This is a genomic window from Streptomyces sp. NPDC036764 (genome assembly GCF_055609385.1).
Genome location: NZ_JBVJPT010000008.1, coordinates 1 through 19,542, shown reverse-complemented (window position 1 = coordinate 19,542; position 19,542 = coordinate 1). Strand labels below are relative to the sequence as shown.

General features: G+C 69.7%; 20 protein-coding genes and 1 rRNA gene. 13 read left to right on the top strand and 8 right to left on the bottom strand.

Annotated features, from left to right (window positions below):
- Positions 1-77: 77 nt before the first annotated feature.
- Positions 78-254, top strand: a complete 177-nt coding sequence (locus tag ACZ69Q_RS26885) for a hypothetical protein (RefSeq protein WP_471046405.1) — start codon at positions 78-80, stop codon at positions 252-254.
- 36 nt (positions 255-290) lie between these two features.
- On the opposite strand, the gene ACZ69Q_RS26880 is transcribed toward ACZ69Q_RS26885, so the two are convergent.
- Entirely contained in the window at positions 291-668 is a 378-nt protein-coding gene (locus ACZ69Q_RS26880) for a metal-sensitive transcriptional regulator (protein WP_471046403.1), read from the bottom strand.
- 235 nt (positions 669-903) lie between these two features.
- On the opposite strand from ACZ69Q_RS26880, the gene ACZ69Q_RS26875 reads away from it, so the two are divergent.
- From ACZ69Q_RS26875 to ACZ69Q_RS26865, 3 genes are all read left to right on the top strand, one after another.
- A complete protein-coding gene (locus ACZ69Q_RS26875) occupies positions 904-1,524 on the top strand; it encodes a DUF47 domain-containing protein (protein WP_030951199.1) in 621 nt (206 codons plus the stop codon).
- A gap of 7 nt (positions 1,525-1,531) precedes the next feature.
- On the top strand, positions 1,532-2,530 hold the full coding sequence (locus ACZ69Q_RS26870; RefSeq protein WP_471046401.1) for an inorganic phosphate transporter: 999 nt from the start codon (positions 1,532-1,534) through the stop codon (positions 2,528-2,530).
- Positions 2,531-2,848: 318 nt separating this feature from the next.
- Positions 2,849-4,411 carry an FAD-binding oxidoreductase gene (locus ACZ69Q_RS26865; protein WP_471046399.1) on the top strand — a complete coding sequence of 521 codons (1,563 nt, stop codon included), beginning with the start codon at positions 2,849-2,851 and terminating at the stop codon, positions 4,409-4,411.
- 188 nt (positions 4,412-4,599) lie between these two features.
- On the opposite strand, the gene ACZ69Q_RS26860 is transcribed toward ACZ69Q_RS26865, so the two are convergent.
- The 3 genes from ACZ69Q_RS26860 to ACZ69Q_RS26850 form a co-directional block, all read right to left on the bottom strand.
- Positions 4,600-5,310 carry a phosphatase PAP2 family protein gene (locus tag ACZ69Q_RS26860; protein ID WP_471046397.1) on the bottom strand — a complete coding sequence of 237 codons (711 nt, stop codon included), beginning with the start codon at positions 5,308-5,310 and terminating at the stop codon, positions 4,600-4,602.
- Between the two features lie 196 nt (positions 5,311-5,506).
- On the bottom strand, positions 5,507-6,514 hold the full coding sequence (locus ACZ69Q_RS26855; protein ID WP_471046395.1) for a C40 family peptidase: 1,008 nt from the start codon (positions 6,512-6,514) through the stop codon (positions 5,507-5,509).
- 36 nt (positions 6,515-6,550) lie between these two features.
- The gene (locus ACZ69Q_RS26850; RefSeq protein WP_471046394.1) at positions 6,551-7,336 is read right to left on the bottom strand and encodes a trypsin-like serine peptidase; all 786 of its coding nucleotides are present in this window, start codon (positions 7,334-7,336) and stop codon (positions 6,551-6,553) included.
- 229 nt (positions 7,337-7,565) lie between these two features.
- Here ACZ69Q_RS26850 and ACZ69Q_RS26845 point away from each other — a divergent pair, with 229 nt between their 5' ends.
- Positions 7,566-7,976: a DUF1330 domain-containing protein gene (locus ACZ69Q_RS26845; protein ID WP_471046392.1), complete on the top strand. Its 411-nt coding sequence runs from the start codon at positions 7,566-7,568 to the stop codon at positions 7,974-7,976.
- On the opposite strand, the gene ACZ69Q_RS26840 is transcribed toward ACZ69Q_RS26845, so the two are convergent.
- On the bottom strand, positions 7,941-8,702 hold the full coding sequence (locus ACZ69Q_RS26840) for a PIG-L deacetylase family protein (protein ID WP_471046391.1): 762 nt from the start codon (positions 8,700-8,702) through the stop codon (positions 7,941-7,943). The genes ACZ69Q_RS26845 and ACZ69Q_RS26840 overlap by 36 nt on opposite strands.
- Before the next feature lie 130 nt (positions 8,703-8,832).
- On the opposite strand from ACZ69Q_RS26840, the gene ACZ69Q_RS26835 reads away from it, so the two are divergent.
- On the top strand, positions 8,833-9,249 hold the full coding sequence (locus ACZ69Q_RS26835; RefSeq protein WP_471046389.1) for a hypothetical protein: 417 nt from the start codon (positions 8,833-8,835) through the stop codon (positions 9,247-9,249).
- A gap of 123 nt (positions 9,250-9,372) precedes the next feature.
- On the opposite strand, the gene ACZ69Q_RS26830 is transcribed toward ACZ69Q_RS26835, so the two are convergent.
- The gene (locus tag ACZ69Q_RS26830; RefSeq protein WP_471046387.1) at positions 9,373-10,332 is read right to left on the bottom strand and encodes an oxidoreductase; all 960 of its coding nucleotides are present in this window, start codon (positions 10,330-10,332) and stop codon (positions 9,373-9,375) included.
- Positions 10,333-10,422: 90 nt separating this feature from the next.
- On the opposite strand from ACZ69Q_RS26830, the gene ACZ69Q_RS26825 reads away from it, so the two are divergent.
- The 7 genes from ACZ69Q_RS26825 to ACZ69Q_RS26795 all read left to right on the top strand — a co-directional run bounded on the left by ACZ69Q_RS26825 (position 10,423) and on the right by ACZ69Q_RS26795 (position 18,803).
- Positions 10,423-11,025 (top strand): TetR/AcrR family transcriptional regulator, encoded by a 603-nt coding sequence (locus ACZ69Q_RS26825; protein WP_471046385.1) that lies wholly within the window; start codon positions 10,423-10,425, stop codon positions 11,023-11,025.
- A 558-nt stretch (positions 11,026-11,583) separates the two neighbouring features.
- Positions 11,584-11,892 (top strand): hypothetical protein, encoded by a 309-nt coding sequence (locus tag ACZ69Q_RS26820; protein ID WP_030950340.1) that lies wholly within the window; start codon positions 11,584-11,586, stop codon positions 11,890-11,892.
- Between the two features lie 198 nt (positions 11,893-12,090).
- Positions 12,091-12,921 carry a hypothetical protein gene (locus ACZ69Q_RS26815; protein ID WP_471046384.1) on the top strand — a complete coding sequence of 277 codons (831 nt, stop codon included), beginning with the start codon at positions 12,091-12,093 and terminating at the stop codon, positions 12,919-12,921.
- On the top strand, positions 12,911-14,242 hold the full coding sequence (locus ACZ69Q_RS26810) for a hypothetical protein (RefSeq protein ID WP_471046382.1): 1,332 nt from the start codon (positions 12,911-12,913) through the stop codon (positions 14,240-14,242). The genes ACZ69Q_RS26815 and ACZ69Q_RS26810 overlap by 11 nt, the downstream gene beginning before the upstream one ends.
- On the top strand, positions 14,239-15,798 hold the full coding sequence (locus ACZ69Q_RS26805; RefSeq protein ID WP_471046380.1) for an SCO6880 family protein: 1,560 nt from the start codon (positions 14,239-14,241) through the stop codon (positions 15,796-15,798). Before ACZ69Q_RS26810 ends, ACZ69Q_RS26805 begins: the two co-directional genes overlap by 4 nt.
- Positions 15,799-15,804: 6 nt before the next feature.
- Positions 15,805-17,214: an ATP-binding protein gene (locus tag ACZ69Q_RS26800; protein ID WP_471046378.1), complete on the top strand. Its 1,410-nt coding sequence runs from the start codon at positions 15,805-15,807 to the stop codon at positions 17,212-17,214.
- A gap of 8 nt (positions 17,215-17,222) precedes the next feature.
- On the top strand, positions 17,223-18,803 hold the full coding sequence (locus ACZ69Q_RS26795; RefSeq protein ID WP_471046376.1) for a type IV secretory system conjugative DNA transfer family protein: 1,581 nt from the start codon (positions 17,223-17,225) through the stop codon (positions 18,801-18,803).
- Between the two features lie 29 nt (positions 18,804-18,832).
- On the opposite strand, the gene ACZ69Q_RS26790 is transcribed toward ACZ69Q_RS26795, so the two are convergent.
- Both ACZ69Q_RS26790 and rrf read right to left on the bottom strand, forming a co-directional pair.
- Complete coding sequence (locus ACZ69Q_RS26790; protein ID WP_471046374.1) at positions 18,833-19,378, bottom strand: GNAT family N-acetyltransferase; 546 nt, start codon at positions 19,376-19,378, stop codon at positions 18,833-18,835.
- Positions 19,379-19,447: 69 nt separating this feature from the next.
- Positions 19,448-19,542: ribosomal RNA gene (rrf, locus tag ACZ69Q_RS26785) — 5S ribosomal RNA — on the bottom strand; the annotation flags it as partial.

Genomic DNA, 19,542 nt, shown 5'->3' with positions numbered 1-19,542 from the left:
AACTAGCCCGTCCGTGCCATGCGCGGTGTGTAGGCCGCTCCCTACTCTAGGAAGTCGGTAACGGCAGAGAAGAGGTGATGCACGTGGCTCCGGTCGGCGGTACGGCAGTTCAGGACCACGTGGCCCTCGCCGAGATCGAGCTGTGCGGAGAGCTGATCATCGCGGCCTCGGCCGCCCGGGAGGACCGGCTCAGCCTGGAAAGCATCGACGAGGTGCTGCGGGTCGCGGAGGAACGGAACACGTCGGCCGAGTGAGCCGTCCCTCACATCCGCTCGGTCACATCCACGCGGTCACGTCCGCAGGAGCCGGCCGATCGCCTTCGTGGCCTCCTCCACCTTCGCGTCGATCTCCGCACCGCCCTTGAGGGCCGCGTCGGCGACGCAGTGGCGCAGATGTTCCTCCAGCAACTGGAGGGCGAAGGACTGCAGGGCCTTGGTCGAGGCGGACACCTGCGTGAGTATGTCGATGCAGTAGACGTCCTCGTCGACCATGCGCTGCAGGCCCCGGATCTGGCCCTCGATTCGGCGCAGTCTTTTGAGGTGCTCGTCCTTCTGCTTGTGGTAGCCGTGGATGCCCCGGTCGTGGTCGGTCACGACTTCCTCGACGGCCGGTTCCACGCTCTGGTCTGCGGCGGAGGTCGCACCAGCGCCGGCCTCGGTGGTCGTCATCGCGTCCTCCAGACGTAGACCGCTTCTATACCCCTACTGGGTATATCGTACCGAACTTTGCTGGGTATAGGGCCTGTGGCCGACGCCGCGAGCGGTCGTTGGACTGGACCACTGGGCAGCCCCCGTGCCGACCACTGTGCCTCATGGGCGACACTGGAGGACGGCCCATTAGCCGTGGCCGGATGATGCACTTAGCATCAGCCTGACCGAAACCGATGCTTCTTGAGGACCCCACGTGCGATTTCGTCTGACCCCCCGGGAGACGAGCTTCTACGACATGTTCGCCGCATCCGCGGACAACATCGTCACGGGCTCGAAACTCCTGATGGAACTGCTCGGGGCGGACACCGCCGGCCGGGCCGAGATCGCAGAACGTATGCGGGCCGCGGAACACGCAGGTGACGACGCCACACACGCGATCTTCCACCAGTTGAACTCCTCGTTCATCACGCCGTTCGACCGCGAGGACATCTACAACCTCGCATCGTGCCTCGACGACATCATGGACTTCATGGAGGAGGCCGTCGACCTGGTCGTCCTCTACAACGTCGAGGAACTGCCCAAGGGCGTCGAGCAGCAGATCGAGGTGCTGGCGCGGGCGGCCGACCTGACGGCCGAGGCGATGCCGAACCTGCGCACGATGGACAACCTCACGGAGTACTGGATCGAGGTCAACCGCCTGGAGAACCAGGCCGACCAGATACATCGCAAGCTTCTCGCCCACCTCTTCAACGGCAAGTACGACGCGATCGAGGTCCTCAAGCTCAAGCAGATCGTGGATGTGCTGGAGGAAGCGGCGGACGCCTTCGAGCACGTGGCGAACACGGTGGAGACCATCGCCGTCAAGGAGTCCTGAACCCTTAATGGACACCTTCGCCCTGGTCGTGACCATCGCGGTCGCGCTCTTCTTCACGTACACCAACGGCTTCCACGATTCGGCGAACGCCATCGCCACGTCCGTGTCGACCCGTGCGCTGACCCCGCGTGCGGCGCTGGCGATGGCCGCGGTGATGAACCTCGCGGGCGCCTTCCTCGGCTCCGGCGTCGCCAAGACGGTCAGTGAGGGCCTGATCCAGACACCCGAGGGCTCGAAGGGGATGGGCATCCTCTTTGCGGCACTGGTGGGCGCGATCACCTGGAACCTCGTCACCTGGTACTTCGGCCTGCCGTCCTCCTCCTCCCACGCACTGTTCGGCGGCATGGTGGGAGCGGCGCTGGCCGGCGGGACGACGGTGTACTGGAACGGCGTCCTGGAAAAGGTCGTCATCCCGATGTTCGTGTCGCCGATCGTGGGTCTGTGCGCGGGCTACCTGGTCATGACGGCGATCATGTGGATCTTCCGCCGCTCCAACCCGCACAAGGCCAAGCGCGGCTTCCGCATAGCCCAGACCGTCTCGGCCGCCGGCATGGCCCTCGGCCACGGCCTCCAGGACGCGCAGAAGACCATGGGCATCGTGGTGATGGCCCTGGTCATCGCCGACGTCGAGGACTACGGCGACCCGATCCCCGTGTGGGTGAAAATCGCCTGCGCCGTCATGCTCTCCCTCGGCACGTACGCCGGCGGCTGGCGCATCATGCGCACCCTCGGCCGCAAGATCATCGAACTCGACCCCCCGCAGGGCTTCGCCGCGGAGACCACCGGCGCGTCGATCATGTTCACCACGGCCTTCCTTTTCAAGGCCCCCATCTCCACGACCCACGTCATCACCTCGGCCATCATGGGCGTCGGCGCGACAAAGCGCGTGAACGCCGTCCGCTGGGGCGTCGCCAAGAACATCGTCCTCGGCTGGTTCATCACGATGCCGGCGGCAGCGCTGGTGGCGGCGGGGGCGTACGGGGTCGTGAACCTGGCGTTCCTTTAGGACGTCGGGTCGTAGATCTGGGATTCCCGTAGAGGGACGTCAGGTCGTAAATCTCGCCCACTCACAGCTTCCAGGTGCCGGGTCCGCGTTTTTCAGCCCGTCCGGCGTTTGCGGACGAGGCCGTTCAGGCCGATGCGGGGGTCCGGGGACGACAGCCCCCGGGGACGATGGGGGTCCCCCCGCTCGAGCGAAGCCGAGAGTGGGGGAGGGTAGGGGCGGCGGGGGCGAGAATCCGTGCCCCGAGCAAACAGCCGTCGCGTGATGGAACCCCGCCCCTCACCCCCTCGTCTCGTTCCACGTAACCCCCCAGGAGGCGACATGGAACGGCGTACCTTCATCGGCGGCACCGCAGCAGCCCTCACCGCCCTGACGGCAACCGCCTGCAACGGCAGCGAGACCAAGGCCGGCGGCACGGCCATCGGCACCATGGCCACCGGCACCAGTACCCGCGCCGGCGCAGCCGCCGCCCCCGCCAACTGGGCCGCCCTCGCCCGAGACCTCGACGGCCGCCTCATCCGCCCGGGCGACGCCGACTGGAAGTCGGCCCACCAGCTCTACAACACCCGCTTCGACACCCTGAAGCCCGCCGCGGTCGCCTACGTCGCCCACCCCGACGACATCCGCACCACCCTCGCCTACGCCCGCGCCCACCACCTCAAGGTCGCGATACGTAACGGCGGCCACTCCTACGCGGGCTGGTCCTCCGGCGACAACCGCCTGATCATCGACGTCTCCAAGCTCAACCGCATCCGAGCCAGCGGCAACACCGCGGTCGTCGGCGCGGGTTCCAAGCTCATCGACGTATACCGGGCCCTCGCCGCCAAGGGCACCACCATCCCCGCCGGCTCCTGCCCCACCGTCGGCGTCTCCGGCCTCACCCTCGGCGGCGGCCAGGGCGTGACCTCCCGCGCCTACGGCCTGACCTGCGACAGCCTGACCCAGGCCACGCTCATAACCGCCGACGGCAAGCAGCTCGTCGCCAACGCCACCACCAACAAGGACCTCTTCTGGGCCCTGCGCGGCGCCGGCAACGGCAACTTCGGCATCGTGACGGAACTGCACTTCAAGACCCACCCCGCCCCCCAGGCCGTCAAGGCGTACATGACCTGGCCCTGGTCGAAGGCGGCCGCGCTGATCAAGTCCTTCCAGGAGTGGGGCCCGAGCCAGCCCGACGAGATCTGGTCGTCCCTGCACCTGGCCAACCACGCGGGCGGCAACCCGACCATCGCCGTCGCCGCGTTCTCCCTCGGCACCTACGGCGAACTCCAGAACGCGGTGGACCGCCTGGCCGACCGCCCCGGCGGCCCGGGCCCCGCGCGCAGCGTCTCCCTCAAGCGCCACTCCTACGAGGAGGCGATGGAGATCTACGCCGGCTGCTCGTCCTTCAGCACCGACGCGCAGTGCCACCTCCCAGGCTCGACCCCCGGCCGCTCCCCGCAGGGCGTACTGGTCCGTGAGACATACACGGCGAAGTCGGACTTCTTTGACCGTTCGATCTCGGCCGCGGGCATCCAGGCGCTGCTGAAGCAGATGCAGTCGGTCCGCGGCGGCGCCGGCAGCATCGCCCTCACGGCCCTCGGCGGAGCGATCAACCGCGTCTCCCCCACCTCGACGGCCTTCGTGCACCGCCGCTCCCGCATGCTGGCCCAGTACATCGCCTCCTGGCCCGCCGGCACGACGGGCTCCACGGTCCAGTCCTGGCTGACGTCGGCCCACAACGCGATGCGCCCGTACGCCTCCGGCGCCGCGTACCAGAACTACGCCGACCCGACCCTGCGGGACTGGCGCAAGGCGTACTACGGGGACGCGGCGACGCGCCTGACACAACTGAAGAAGCAGTACGACCCGGAGGGCTTCTTCACCTACCCGCAGGCGCTCTAGCGCGGCACGGGCCGGTCACCACACCGCCGGCCGAACAGGACGCCGGTCACCACACCGCCGGCCGAACGGGACGCCGGTCACCGCGAATCCGATGACCGGCGTGCACCGCTGGACCGCAAGGACGCTGGACGTCGAGGCCGCTGGACCGCGAGGACGCTGGACGTCGAGGCCGCCGACCCGCGAGCCCGCTAGGCCGCCAGATCCCGCTCCTCAGTCCCCGCGCTCTCCGTCCGGGCCCCCGGAATCAGCGCCTCCTGCCCGCCCTTCCCGGACCGCCCCCGCGCCTTGATCAGCCATCCGCCCCGCGGCGACCGCTCGATGGCGGACATGAGCGGCGTCATAAGGGCCATGGCCAGCGGCGACAGCAGCAGGGCGACGGCGGTGCCGAGCGCGAACCCGCCGACGACGTCGGTCGGGTAATGCACGCCCATGTAGACCCGGCAGAACCCTTCGAGCAGCGCCAGCCCGATGCCGACGAGCCCGAACTTCCGGTTCGCGACGAACAGCCCGACGCCCAGGGCCATCGCGATCGTCGCGTGATCACTCACGAAGGAGTAGTCGGTCTTGCCGCTCACCAGGACCTCGAGCCCTTGGTGGTCGTTGAAGGGCCGGGGCCGCTCGACGAACCCCCGTATGGGCACGTTCACCAGCACGGCGGCCGCGGCGGCCAGCGGAGCCCACACGAGCGCGGCCACGGACGAGGCGGCATCCTCGTCGCCGCGCCGCCGCACGGACCACCAGCACCACACCACGAGCACGATCAGGGCGAGCAGCAGCCCGTACTCACCGACGTACTCCATGACCCGGTCGAACCACCGCGGCGCGTCCTTGGCCAGGCCATTGATGTCGTAGAGCAGCTCGACGTCGGGGTTCGACCCGGATTCTGCGAGTCCAGCCATGATGCCGCGGCCCCTTCATCGTCTATCGGCGCATCGTGCGTACGCCGTCCCGCCCACCCCCGTGGTTGTAGATCCGGCTACGAAACCAGGAACGCACGGCCCCTGTTGATACGTTCCACACTCCACTGAATGATCACGCAGACGTTATCGAAGAGAGACCCATCGCCGCAGCTCAGGGGGTGGGTTCACGCTCCGTCTATACCGTCGTGGGCAGCGCTTTCGCGCCATCTGCGGTCACTCGGGTGGCCCCGAAGTAGTCCGGGGTGTCGATCGGGTCGAACCGGATCACAGCACCCGTTCTCGGCGCGTCGATCATGTACCCGCCGCCCACATAAATACCGACATGCCGGATGGCCCGGGAGTTGCTGAGGTCGTCGGAGAAGAACACCAGATCCCCGGGCAGCAGCTCTTCCCTGGCCGGATGCGCGCCCGCGTTCCACTGGTCGTTGGCCACGCGCGGCAGCGTTATCCCGACGCTGTCGTACGCGGCCTGCGTCAGCCCCGAGCAGTCGAACCGCCCGCCGTCCGCGGCCGAGCCCTCACCGCCCCACAGGTAGGGCGTGCCCAGCTTCTTCTGCGCGTAGTAGATGGCCCCCGCGGCCTGCTTGCTGGGATCCACCCGGCTGACCGGCGCGGCGAAGCTCTCCTCCAGCGTCGTGATCGTCTTCACGTAGTTCTGGGTCTCCTTGTACGGCGGCACGCCCCCGTACTTGATGACCGCGTACGCCCCGGCGTTGTAGGACGCGAGCATGTTCTTCGTCGCGTCGCCGGGCACGTCCTTCACATAGGAGGCGAGCTTGCAGTCGTACGACGCGGCCGACGGGATCGCGTCCTTCGGGTCCCAGACGTCACGGTCGCCGTCGCCGTCCCCGTCGACCCCGTGCGTGGCCCACGTCCCCGGGATGAACTGGGCGATGCCCTGCGCGGCCGCCGGGCTCTTGGCCTTCGGGTTGAAGCCGCTCTCCTGGTAGAGCTGGGCGGCGAGCAGCGCGGGGTTGATGGCGGGGCACAGGTTGCCCCACTTCTGCACGATGTCCCGGTAGGCGGCCGGCACGGCCCCCTTGGCCAGCGCTTTCGACGCTCCGCCGACCCCGCCGGCGAGGTTCCCGGCGACGATGAAGACCCCGACGACGAGCAGCATCACGAAGCTGAGGCCCACCGCGAGAGCGGCACCCGCCACGATCCATGCCTTACGCACCGTCAACCGCCCCTCGCCCGCCGGGAGTCCGCCCGCGCCAGTCTAGGAGCTTCCCACATGGGACTCGCGGCAACCGGCACTCTCGTCGTACAAGTGCGCCGCCTCGGCCCCGAACGCCACGCTGTACGACACGTCGGCCGTGGTCCCTCCGCTGTCGTGCCCGCCGAGCACCCCCACGACCTGCCCGTCCCCGTTCACCCACGGGCTCCCGCTCGACCCGCCGCCGAATCCGGGGCAGGAGATGCGTTGTTGCGTACGGTTGCGAGGGCGGGGCTTGTTGGTGCAACTGACCGGTGCCTCCCGGGAGTTGAGGTAGGCCGTGACGGTCACCGCGGTGGCTCCGGTGGCCGTGCCGGCGGCGAACCGGTTCCCGCCGACGGCGTCCTCGACCCCCTTGCCGCCCCGGCGGTCCAGCACCGCGAACGCCACGTCGCTGTTCTCGTCGCGCCCCCGGGCCCACCCGTCCGGCAGGAACCACCTCCCGACCGTCCACACCCCGTACGGCGCCACGCCGTCCCGGTAGCCGGGCACGAACACGAGCCTCTCCTCGGTCTTCCCGTTCAGGCAGTGCGCGGCGGTGACGACGAGGTCGTGCCCGGGACTGTGCACGACGGACGCGGTACAGAAGTGGCCGCCGCGCAGGCGGTCGCGCCGCCCGGCCGTGAACAGGGCGCCGACCCGCGCGCTCTGCGCCGTCGCCGCGGTGGTGACGGTCACGCCGAAGGGCCCCGTACCGGCGCCGGCGGCCGCGGCGGAGGCCGACGGGAGGGCCAGCAGGGCGACGGCGGCGTACAGGGGAAGGCGCGAGGTGCGCTGTGTCCGGGGCATCGGGGGTCACTGTGACGCACGAAGGTGAGAGAAACGTCAGACGCCGGGCCCGGCTGACTGACGGACGGACACCACGCCCCACCCCACGATGCACACCACGACACACCCCACGACGCACACCGAGCGGCCAACGCCGCCCGGGCATTACCTCCCGCGTAATCGCCTCCGCAGGACCCGCCTGCCACGATCGTCGGCAGAGGGACCGAGCCCGACCGCCAGGGAGGACACCATGCCCGCCTACGCCATAGCCCACCTCCGGGACGCCGCCCCGCACCCGGAGATCGCCGAGTACATCGAGCGCATCACCGCCACCTTCGAGCCGTACGGCGGCCGCTTCCTGGTGCATGCCACACCGCACGAGACGAAGGAGGGCAACTGGCCCGGGCACGTCGTGGTGATCGGCTTCCCGGGGATCGCGCAGGCCCGGACCTGGTGGGACTCACCCGCCTACCAGGCGATAGCACCGCTGCGCGCACGGCACATCGAGGGCGACATCATCCTGGTCGAAGGCGTCCCCGACGACTACGACCCGGCCACCACCGCACAGTCTCTCCGGGCAACCCTGCCCACCGACGGACCATCCGCCCCCGCCCCGCCGACCCGCTCAAACGGTCAGCCCGGTCTGACCCGACAGCGCTGACAGGGCCATCTCCTGCCGGATGTACCACTCGGTGCCGAGGATCCCTTCCCGCACGGCCCGCGGAAAGCCGGCAAGCAGCCCCGGCGCGGCCCCGCGCTCCACTTCGGTGCGATGGGCCAGTACGGCGGCCCACTTCCGCTCCAGCCAGGGCCGCACGTCGACGGTCGCGCTGACCCAATCGTCCGGAACCGTGTTCATACCCTTGCCCGCACGGGCCAGTTCGCCCAGCGCGTCCAGGGCCGAGTGCGGGTGCGTGGCCAGATAGAGGGCGTCCGGCTGCCAGGGGGTGCCGGCGTCCGGGTTGAGCCGTTCGAGGCCGGCGGCCCGGACGGCGAGGGTGGTCAGGCGGTGGGTGTGCACATGGTCGGGATGGCCGGTGAGGCCGCCGTATGCGTCGTGGGTGATCACGATCCGCGGGCGGAACAGCCGTATGTGGGCGACCAGCCGGCCCACCGCCTCGTCCAGTGGCGCGGCGCACAGCCGCGGGCTGCCCGGGGCGGAGTGCGGCACCCGGTCGTCGGCGTAGCCGAGCATCCTCGGTTCGCCGGCACCCAGGATCCGCAGTGACTCGGCGAGTTCGGCGCCGCGTCGGGTGTGCGGGGTCCAGGTCGCCGTCACCACGGCGGTGCGCGCGCCGGACGCCGCGTGCCGGGCCAGGACGCCGCCCGAGAACAGGGCCTCGTCGTCCGGGTGCGCGAACACCCCGAGCAGGCTGGGCATCGCCATCGCTCGACCACCTCCGAGTACGGCCTACCCCTGAGTACGGAAACTCAGGCGCAAGGTCATCCGACCCGGCAAACTGTGCGGCGGCCGGCCAACAGGCCGATGACCAAGCCGAGTTCAGGGGGAACGAATCGTGAGACGAATCAGCCGTGCCCTTGCCGTGACGGTGCTCGTGACCGGTGCGCTGACCGGCGCCGCGGTGGGTCCCGCCGGCGCGGCGACCGATGTTCTGCTGCCGCATCCCGGTCCGGACGGCCTGGTGTGGGTGCCGGAGCACACGGGGGACGGCGGTGTCGCGTCCGGCGGTGCGTGGGAGGGTCTGCCGACCGTGCTGACGGTGGCGTGCGAAGGGGGTGGCGATGTGCGGGTGACGATGTCCCAGGAGACGGAGGTCGCCGCGTTCTCCGTCGACTGCCCGGCCGGGGAGGCCGGAGTGGGCTCGGTGACGATGGACCCCGGTGTGGTCCGTTTCGGGTCCTTCTCGATCGGCGTCGACGCATCGTCGGACGACATTCGCTGGGCTCTTACGGTGACCCAGCCGGAGTCGTAGGCCGTACGGGGCCCGGCGGGGACGCTTCAGCCCGGAGTCGTAGGCCGTACGGGGCCCGGCGGGGGCGCTTCAGCCCGGAGTCGTAGGCCGTACGGGGCCCGGCGGGGGCGGCGGCGGGGCGCTTCAGCGCTCGGCCGCCACCTGCCCGGCCGGCGCCTGCTCACTCGCTCCCAACGGCCAGATCACTCCCGTCAGTTCCTCAGAGACCGTCCACAACCGCCGCGCCGCGTCCGCGTCGCTCGCCGCCGCGCTGCGACCCACCAGCGTCGGCCCACCCCGCAGCTCACCCAGCCCGTCGGGCCCGACGTAGCTCGCGCCGGGCAGGTCCTGCGTCGCGGCGTACAGCGTCGGAAGCGCGCCCGCGCGGTCGTCCTGGGCGAAGAACCGGTTGCCGATCTTCATGAACCCGCGCATCACCGGGCTCCCCGCATGGCTCTGGAGGTTGGTGGCCGCGTAGCCCGGGTGCGCGGCGAGGGCGCGTACCGGAGAGCCGGCCTCGGCGAGCCGCCGCTGGAGTTCCAGCGTGAACAGCAGATTCGCCAGCTTCGACTGGGCGTACGCCCGGTTCGGGTTGTAGTCGGACGTGAAGTTCAGGTCCTCGAAGCGGATCCGCGCGCCGGGCCAGCGGTGCGCGCCGGACGCCAGCGTCACCACCCGGTCGGTGACGTACGGCAGCAGCAGGTTCGTCAGCGCGAAGTGGCCCAGATGGTTCGTGCCGAACTGCATCTCGAAGCCGTCCGCCGTCCGCTGCTGCGGCAGCATCATCACGCCGGCGTTGTTGATCAGCAGATCCAGCGGGCGCCCCTGCCAGGCGTCCGCGAACTCCCGCACGGACGACAGATCCGCCAGGTCCAGCCGCCGCACCTCGGTGCTGCCGCTCACGGTCGCCGCCGCCTTCCGGCCCCGCTCCAGGTCCCGTACGGCGAACACGACATGCACGCCCGCGCCGGCCAGCGCCGCGGCGGCGGTGAGTCCGATGCCGCTGTTGGCCCCGGTGACGACTGCCGTGCGCCCGACGAGATCGGGCAGCCGGCCCACGTCCCACGCCTTGCTCTTGCTGTTGGTCTTCGTGTTGTCAGCCATGCAAACGAATGTAGGCGCCGCCAACAATGCTGTCAACGACAACAATGGTGACGACGCCAACAATGATGGCGGCGACTACATCAAGCTACGATGGTCCGCATGCCCGAGACCCGCCCCTACCACCACGGAGACCTGCGCGCCGCCCTGCTCGCGGCAGCCGAACGCACCCTGCGGGAGAAGGGCGTCGGCTCGCTGTCACTGCGTGAACTGGCCCGCGAGGTCGGCGTGAGCCACGCCGCCCCGGGCCGGCACTTCAAGGACAAGCAGGCCCTGCTCAACGCCCTCGCCCTGGCCGGGTACGACCGGCTCAGCCGGACCCTGAACGCCGCCGAGGACCCGGCGCTCCCGCTGGAACCCCGGCTCACCGCGCTCGCCCGCGCCTACCTCGGCTTCGCCATCGACAACGCCGAGCTGCTGGAGCTGATGTACGCCCGCAAGCACGAGCCGGACGCCTCGGAGCAGATGGCCGCGGCCGTCGAACGGACGGTCGGCAGCCTGGAACGGGTCCTCGCCGACGCCCAGAAACGCGGCGAGATCATCGAGGGCGACCCCGAGGAACTCAACCTCGTCACGGGCGCCGCCCTCCACGGCATGGCGGGATTCATCGCGGCGGGCTGGCTGCCCCCGGACGCGGCCCTGGCGGGCGTGGAGGGCCTGGTCCACCACTTGCTCAACGGCTTGAAGCCCCGATGACCGAGCGCCCGTAGGGGCGCGGGGAACTGCGCGACCAGCCGCATCGAACCCGCGGCCGCCACACCACCGCACGCCTGCGGCGACAAGGCGCGCCTCACGCTTCGGACGCGATGGGCCTGACGCCACAACAGGACGCCCCGGCCAAGCAGCCCCTGCTCCTGATCACGACTAACGTCGCCGAGGACAACCCCCGCTGACGCTCCGTCACCACCCGCGACCGCGCCGAGCCGCGACACCAACCCAGCGACGGCCGGTTCACCATCCCGGGATAGCCTTCACCCGCAGAACACCGGCACGACCAATCACCCGACCAGCCGCCAGAAACGGCACCCGGCGTGAAAAGGGCTAACGACAGAACCACACGACAGGTTCCGCTCAGGCCTCATTGCCCGGCGTGACCTGCCGTGATACACAGAGTGACCGTACGAGATTCGTACGAATCCCGCCTATCAATGACGCCAAGTCGACATACGACGGCAGCATTGTCGGCGAGAATGAGGGCTGACCTCTGCGCACCGCAGGGGACTGCGGAACTACCCATCAGGGGCGGTGACTTACATGCTCTTTGCAGCCGACAAGGGCGACATCAACACCATCATCGGCGGGATCGCCCCTGACTGGGGCCCCTTCGGGGCACTGGGGAACGAAGCGAAGACGATGATCCAGGTCGTCATGGCGGTCGCCATCCTGATCTGCCTGGGCATCGCCATCTGGGGCGCGGCCAAGCAGCGTATCGGCGCCACCGCCCTGCGCGACACATTCAGCGCCGAGCAGGGCAAGGGGCTGATCGTCGCCGGTCTGACGGGTGTCTTCATCATCGGCTCACTGGGCACGCTGTTCACCATCGTGTACGGCATGGCGGTATAGCCGCCCAGGCACCCCCGACCCCCTCCGTCCGCTCCGGGCACGCCCGGTCCCCCTAGTCCCCCACCCACCCGTCGTGCCCACCGGCTGAGGTTGCGTTTCCCTGATGTCGAGTCACCACACCGCACCCATGCGGGAACCAGCACGGCTACCGTCGTACTCCTACGTGTATCTGTCCGACGTCGAGGGGGCGTACGCGGCATGAGTCTCGGAGACGAGCGGGAGACCTCCGGCGGTTACGGAGGCACCGGTCAGACCCGCACGCGGCTGCCCGAGAGCAGCGGTGACGTGTACGGGGGCGCACGGCGGGGTGGCCGTTCGTCGTCCCGGAGCCTGGTCACCGTCGTCGGCGTAGTGGTCCTCCTCATCGCCGCGATCGCCTTCGCGAACCGCGGAGGCGACGAGTCCGCTTCCCCGGACGGCGACGAAAACCGGCCGAATTCCTCGACAACGGCAGCCACGGGGACCCGCCCGGTGGACGGAAAGGCAGCAGGAATCCCCGGAGGCTTCGCCCGGGACGAACAGGGGGCGCAGAGCGCGGCGGCCAACTATGCGGTGACGCTGGGCTCGACCGGCATGTTCAGCAAGGAGAGCCGGCACGGCATCGTCGACACCATCTACACGCCTGCGGCGGCTGCGAAGCTCCAGGGCGCGATGGACCAGGCATACACGGCCGACTTCCTCAGCAAGCTCGGCCTGGACGCAGACGGCAACGCCCCCGAGGGCAGCACGTTCGTGTCGCGCACTGTGCCCGTCGGCACCACGGTCGACCAGTTCAGCCAGAGCCGCGCCAAGGTCTCGGTCTGGTACGTAGGCCTCATCGGTATGTCCGGCCCGGGCTCGACCGACCCAGTGAGCCCGACCTGGAAGACCTGGACCTTCGACCTGCAATGGGCCAACGGAGACTGGAAGATCACCGCGGACACGCAGAAGGACGGCCCGGCGCCGGTGCCCGGTGACGACAGAGCCGCCAGCTCCGACGAGATCAGCAAGGCCATCGAGGAGTACGGAGGGTTCACGTATGCCCGGTAGCCCGCGACGCGTACTGAAGCTCACGGCTCTGGTCACCGCTGTACAGACCAGCGCCGTGCTGCTGGCCACCCGCGCCTACGCGGCCCCCACGCCTACGCCGACACCCACCGCGAGCGACGACCCTTGTGACCTTCTCATCGGTCCCGCCAAGCAGTACTGCCAAGAAGACAACGGCGGCTCCGGCGGAGGCGGTGGTGGGCGGTCTCTCACCGACCCCACCTCCACCCTCGACCCCCTCTCCTCCCTCGCCAGGGGCTGCGCCGACGCCGCCTCCTGGACCGTCAAGCAGCTCAGCAAGGCCGTGCAGGAGACCGCGAACGTCGACTTCACGAACGCCAAGTTCCTCCAGCAGTACGCGGTCGTCTTCGCGGCGTCGACGATCCTGACCCTCCTGCTCTGGCTCCTGGCCGTCGCCAAGCGAGCAGTCCGAGGCGTCCCCCTCACCACCGCCATCTCCGAGGCGATCGGCTTCCTCTGGCTCACCGTCCTCGCGTCCGCGTTCACCCCCCTGATCCTCTACACCGTCGTATCGGCGACCGACGGCGTCACCGAGGTCCTCGCGAAGACGACCGGCAACCAGACGGACACCTTCTTCGGCACCTTCGCCGGCGCCCTGGAAAAGGGCGAGGACATCGGCGGCGGCCCGATCATGCTGATCGTCGTCTCCCTGGTGAGCATCCTCGCCGCCGGCATCCTCTGGCTGGAGCTCGTCATCCGCGCCGCCCTGCTCTACGTCGGCGCCCTCCTCGGCACCGTCGTCTACGCCGGGCTGGTCGACAAGAACCTCTGGGGCCATGTCCGCCGCTGGGCCGGCATCATGATCGCCGTCATCCTGGTCAAGCCGGTCATCGTCATCGTCCTCGGCCTGGCCGGCGCGCTGTCCGCCGACGACGGCCCCGACGCCTTCTCGGCCGTGGTCTCCGGCCTCGCCATCATCCTGCTCGCCATCTTCGCCAGCGCGATGATCTACCGCTTCGTCCCGGGCTTCGGCGACGAGATCGCCGGCTCCCGCAACAACCGCATCATGCGCGGCGCCGAGGGCAAGGCCGCCGCCGTAATCAGCTCCCCGGCGACCCTCGTCGCCCAGGGCATCAAGACCCACAGCTCCCGCGCGGACAACAACGGCGGCGGCGGCCAGTCGGGCGCCCGCCCCTCGAACCCCGCCTCCGGCGGCGTAGCCGCGCACAGCTCGCGCTCCTCGAACGGAGGCGGCGGATCTGTCCCCTCCGCCGCACCCGCACCCCGCTCGAGCAGCCCGGTGAACACCCCGCACGCCAGCAACACCCGCAACAGCAATAGTTCAGGAGGTGACGGGCGTTGACGACGCAGTCCCACGTGTCCCATTCGGTCACGCCCCGCCGTACATATCTGATCGGCCGCGCCCGGCCGAACGCGGTCGTCGGACGCAACCGTGAGACCGGCGAGATCGCGCTGATCATCGTCGGCGCGTTCCTCGGCATGATGTGCGGACTCCTCGTCCCCGTCCTGTCCCTGCGCATCGTCCTGCTGACCGGCTTCCCGCTGCTCGCGCTGGCCGCGGTCTACGTGCCGTACAAGCACCGGACCTTCTACAAGTGGTTCGAGATCAACCGCAGCTACAAGCGCACCCTGCGTCAGGGCACCGCCTACCGCTCCGGCGCGATCGAGGCCGGCACGCGCGGCGACGGGCGTGAGGTCGAGGTCGGTCCGCCGCCGGGGATCGGCCGCATCACCTGGCTGGCCGCCCCGTTCGGGCCCGACGAGATCGCCGTGCTGCTGCACGCCGACCGCCGCACGGTCACCGCGGCCATCGAGATCGAGGGCCCCGGCGTCGGCCTGCGCGACTCCGAGGACCAGGAGGCACTCGTCGACCGCTTCGGCACCCTGCTGAAGCACGTCGCCAACGGGGACGGCTTCGTCACCCGCCTGCAGATGCTCGCGCGCACCCTGCCCGCCGACCCGGACGCCCACGCCAAGGACGTCTCCGTACGTGGCGACGAGCGCTCCCCGGCCTGGCTCCAGCAGTCCTACGACCAGCTCCAGTCCATGGTGTCGACGAGCAGCGAGCAGCACCGCGCCTACCTCGTCGCCTGTATGCACTTCACCCGCGAACTGGCCGCCGAGGCCCTGGCGATGGCCCGCGCGTCCCGCCCGCACGGCGGCGGCAAGGTCGACCGGGACGCGGGTCTCGCGGTCGTCATGGCGCGCGAGCTGACCGACATCTGCTCGCGCCTGCAGGAGGCGGACATCCGCGTACGGCAGCCGCTCGGCCAGGGCCGCCTCGCCTCCCTCATCCACTCCATGTACGACCCGGACCACCCGATCGACCACATCCAGGCGATGACGAAACGTAATGCCTGGCCGGCCGAGCTGGACGCGATGGAGCCGACGTTCCTCCAGGCGAAGACGCGCGAGTCGTCCACCCGCGCCCCCTGGTGCCACGCCACGGCCTGGGTGAAGGAGTGGCCGATGACCCCGGTGGGCGTCAACTTCCTGGCGCCCCTGCTCGTCCACACCCCCGACGTCATCCGCACGGTCGCCGTCACGATGGACCTCGAACCCACCGAGATCGCCATCGAGCGCATGCTGACCGAGAAGACCAACGACGAGGCCGAGGCGAGCCGCGCCGCCAAGATGAACCGCACCGTCGACCCGCGCGATGTCGCCGCCCATACCCGCCTCGACCAGCGCGGAGAGGACCTCGCGAGCGGTGCCGCCGGAGTCAACCTGGTCGGCTACATCACCGTCTCCTCCCGCTCCCCCGAGGCCCTCGCGCGCGACAAGCGGACCATCCGGGCGTCCGCCGGAAAGTCGTATCTGAAGCTGGAGTGGTGCGACCGCGAGCATCACCGGGCATTCGTCAACACACTCCCCTTCGCCACCGGCATTCGGAGGTAGGACCTGATGCGGGACCCGCTGTCCGTCCTCACCGACGCCTTCACGTCCTTCCTGTTCGGGAAGGTCGAGACGACCCGGCTTCCGGTGCGCACGTCCACGGGCCAGGCGCAGGCGGTCTACCTCCCGACCGCCGCCCCCGGCCTCGGCGACTCGGGCGTCATCATCGGCCGCGAGGTGTACTCCGGGAAGGGCTACATCTACGACCCCTTCCAGCTCTACGGCCAGCAGCTCCCCGCCCCGCACTGGCTGGTCCTCGGCGAGTCCGGCAACGGCAAGTCGGCGCTGGAGAAGACGTACGTCCTGCGCCAGCTCCGCTTCCGCGACCGCCAGGTCGTCGTCCTGGACGCCCAGGGCGAGGACGGCGCCGGCGAGTGGAACCTCATCGCGCAGGAGCTGGGCATAACGCCGATCCGGCTCGACCCGATGGCCGCGCTCGACCAGGGCATCCGCCTCAACCCCTTGGACCCGGCAATCACCACCACGGGCCAGCTCGCGCTGCTCCGCACCATCATCGAGGTCGCGATGGGCCACGGCCTCGACGAGCGCTCCGGGTTCGCGCTCAAGGTCGCGCACGCCTACGTCAACGAGACCATCATCGAACGCCAGCCCGTCCTGACCGACATCGTCGAGCAGCTACGCCACCCCGAGCCGGAGTCGGCGGAGGCGATGAACGTCGCCATAGACGACGTACGGGCGTGGGGCCTGGACGTGGCGCTGGTGCTCGACCGTCTGGTCGACGGTGACCTGAGGGGCATGTTCGACGGCCCCACGACGGTCGGCATCGACCTGGACGCGCCCCTCATTGTGTTCGATTTGTCCCACATCGACCGCAACTCCATCGCCATGCCGATCCTGATGGCGATCGTCGGCGTATGGCTGGAACACACCTGGATCCGCCCCGACCGGAAGAAGCGCATCTTCCTGGTCGAGGAGGCCTGGCACATCATCAACAGCCCATTCGTGGCCCAGCTCTTCCAACGGCTGCTGAAGTTCGGCCGCCGGCTCGGCCTGTCCTTCGTCGCGGTGGTCCACCACCTGTCCGACGTCGTCGACGGAGCCGCCGCCAAGGAAGCGGCGGCGATCCTCAAGATGGCCTCGACCAGGACGATCTACGCCCAGAAGGCCGACGAGGCAAGGGCGACGGGCCGCGTGCTGGGCCTGCCACGCTGGGCGGTGGAGATCATCCCAAGCCTCACCCCCGGCATCGCGGTGTGGGACGTCAACGGCAATGTCCAGGTCGTCAAGCACCTGGTCACCGAGACGGAACGCCCCCTCGTCTTCACCGACCGCGCGATGACCGAGTCCTCCAGCGACCTGAACGACGACGCCCTGCGCGCCGCCGAGCTGGAGGCCGAGGAGCGGGCGGCGGCGTTCGTGGAGCAACACGTGGGCGACTCCGAATCGACGGTGGCGTAGGGGGCAGCGTGAGACCGGACGACCACCGCGACGGCCGGCGCCACCGGGACCAACGGGACGGCCAAGGAGGCATCCCCGACGGCCTCCTGATCGGCATGCTCGCCTTCCTCCTCGGCATGACGCTGCTGGTCTGGACGGCGACGGGCCTGGCGGCCTGGTTCACCCACGGCACCTGGCCGTCCGGGGTCACCTTCACCCGCACACCGCTCGCGATGCGCTCCCTGATCGCCGAGCCTCACGACATCCCGGGCGCCTGGCCCGACACACCGGCCGGACGGCTCTCCGGCTACGGCCTGTTCTGGGGCCTGTTCATCGGCCAGCTCATGATCCTCGTCGTGCTCACGGTGTTCGTGCTGGGGACGGTGGCCCGTTGGCGGGCGGTCAGAGCGGGGCGGCGCGCGGGAAAGACGGCACCTGCGGGTGAACCGGAGTTCTCGACCTCCGGGCCGCCTCCCGCGCCGGTACATGGCGAGGTGCCGGCACCGCGCAGGGAATCGGAGCCGACGGGCGTCCGGCACAGCGAGAACCGCCCGCTGGAGGTGCGCCCTGACGCAGCATCACCGACGACGGTCGCGCAGGAGCAGGCCCAGGGCAGCGCGGAAGCGACCCCCACGGCACCACAGGCGCCCCACACCCCCGTGTTCACCGCCCGGGCGGGCGCCGGCCACGAGAAGATCCTCGTAGCCCCCCGAGAAACCCGCCAGACGACCGCCGCCCAGGCCGTACGCGACGCGGAGGGCCCCGCCCTAGTCATCACCTCGAACCCGGCCCTCTGGCAGGAAACCAAGGACGCCCGCGGCAAACTCGGCCCCGTCCTCCTCTACGACCCCACCCATCTCTGTGACACCCCGGCCCGCCTCCACTGGACCCCCACGGCGGGCTGCGAGGACAAGCAGACAGCGGTCTTGAGGGCAGCCGCGCTCCTGACCCCGGTCCGCCCCACCTCCCGCCTCGACCAAGCGGTGAGCGACACGGCCGAAACGCTCCTGCGCAGCTACCTCCACGCCGCCGCCGTCGACGGCCGCACCATCCGACACGTCCACCGCTGGTCCCAGGGCACCCAGATCCAGGACGCCGTACGCATCCTCCGCACGAACCCGAAGGCGGCCCCGGGCTCCGCCGGCGAACTCGAGGCCGCTCTCACGGCCCACCCCGAACGCCGTGACATGGCACAGGAGTTGACCACCAGGGCGCTGGTCGCCCTTTCCATGGTCAACATCCGGGAGTCCTGCACTCCAAACCGAACTGATGACCTCACCTTGGATTCCTTCGTCAATGAAGGGGGCACGCTTTATGTGGTGGGTGAATCCATCGAGGACCCCCGAGCCAACCCGGGCGCCATGCCACTCCTGACGGCCCTCGCCGCAAGCGTGGTCGAGCGCGGCCGGCGCATGGCCGAACGGTCATCCTCCGGTCGCCTCGACCCACCAATGACGCTCGTCCTGGACGACGTCGCCGCCGTGGCTCCGCTTCCCCAGTTGCCGGAGCTGCTGGCAACCGGAGCGGACCGGGGCATGCCGACCCTGGCCCTGCTCCGGTCCCGCGAACAGGCCCGCTCCCGCTGGCCGCACGACGAGCTCCCGGTATAGCCGACGGGCACACACTCGCCAGGGCGCTCCTACGGCCGCTCGAGGACGAACTCCAGCTCCTTCTCCTCCGGGCTCCCGGACAACGGCACGAGAAGGCCGCTCGGTACGAACCCGACCCGCCGATAGAGGCGTTGGGCTCGCCCGTTGTCCTCGTGCACGATGAGCCGCACCCGCTCGGCGCCGCGTCCCCAGGCCCACTCCAGGCCGGCATCGAACAGCACCTCGGTCAGCCCGCTGCCTCGTTCCTCGGGCCGCACGAACACCCCGACCACATGCCCCTGCATCCGCTCCACGGGATACCCGGCCCAGTCGGTCGTCCCCGGCTGCTCGATCAGCACGGTCAGCGTCCCGACCCACCGCCCGTCCGGTGCCTCGACGATGATCTGCTGCGCGCCGTCGGCGCCCTCACAGCCCCCGGCGGCCCGCTCCATCCAGAAGGAGTCGGGCCGGGCCAGCGCTTCCTCGTGAGTCTCGAGGAAGGCGATGTGGGCAACCGGGTCCTGGAGCGCCGCGAGCCGCAACTCCTTGACGGCCGGCCACTCGTCCGCACGGATGGATCGGATGACGTAGTTCATACGACTCAAGCTAACGGAAAAACAAAAAAGGCCCACACCAATTATGGTGTGGGCCTTTTTTCACAATTTGTTCGGCGGCGTCCTACTCTCCCACAGGGTCCCCCCTGCAGTACCATCGGCGCTGTAAGGCTTAGCTTCCGGGTTCGGAATGTAACCGGGCGTTT

Coding starts and splice junctions, on each gene's coding strand:
- ACZ69Q_RS26865 (WP_471046399.1), top strand. CDS start 2,849: ATGGAACGGCGTACCTTCATCGGCGGCACCGCAGCAGCCCTCACCGCC.
- ACZ69Q_RS26810 (WP_471046382.1), top strand. CDS start 12,911: ATGCCCGGTAGCCCGCGACGCGTACTGAAGCTCACGGCTCTGGTCACC.
- ACZ69Q_RS26880 (WP_471046403.1), bottom strand. CDS start 668: ATGACGACCACCGAGGCCGGCGCTGGTGCGACCTCCGCCGCAGACCAG.
- ACZ69Q_RS26815 (WP_471046384.1), top strand. CDS start 12,091: ATGAGTCTCGGAGACGAGCGGGAGACCTCCGGCGGTTACGGAGGCACC.
- ACZ69Q_RS26800 (WP_471046378.1), top strand. CDS start 15,805: ATGCGGGACCCGCTGTCCGTCCTCACCGACGCCTTCACGTCCTTCCTG.
- ACZ69Q_RS26825 (WP_471046385.1), top strand. CDS start 10,423: ATGGTCCGCATGCCCGAGACCCGCCCCTACCACCACGGAGACCTGCGC.
- ACZ69Q_RS26830 (WP_471046387.1), bottom strand. CDS start 10,332: ATGGCTGACAACACGAAGACCAACAGCAAGAGCAAGGCGTGGGACGTG.
- ACZ69Q_RS26840 (WP_471046391.1), bottom strand. CDS start 8,702: ATGGCGATGCCCAGCCTGCTCGGGGTGTTCGCGCACCCGGACGACGAG.
- ACZ69Q_RS26885 (WP_471046405.1), top strand. CDS start 78: ATGCACGTGGCTCCGGTCGGCGGTACGGCAGTTCAGGACCACGTGGCC.
- ACZ69Q_RS26845 (WP_471046392.1), top strand. CDS start 7,566: ATGCCCGCCTACGCCATAGCCCACCTCCGGGACGCCGCCCCGCACCCG.
- ACZ69Q_RS26850 (WP_471046394.1), bottom strand. CDS start 7,336: ATGCCCCGGACACAGCGCACCTCGCGCCTTCCCCTGTACGCCGCCGTC.
- ACZ69Q_RS26790 (WP_471046374.1), bottom strand. CDS start 19,378: ATGAACTACGTCATCCGATCCATCCGTGCGGACGAGTGGCCGGCCGTC.
- ACZ69Q_RS26870 (WP_471046401.1), top strand. CDS start 1,532: ATGGACACCTTCGCCCTGGTCGTGACCATCGCGGTCGCGCTCTTCTTC.
- ACZ69Q_RS26860 (WP_471046397.1), bottom strand. CDS start 5,310: ATGGCTGGACTCGCAGAATCCGGGTCGAACCCCGACGTCGAGCTGCTC.
- ACZ69Q_RS26820 (WP_030950340.1), top strand. CDS start 11,584: ATGCTCTTTGCAGCCGACAAGGGCGACATCAACACCATCATCGGCGGG.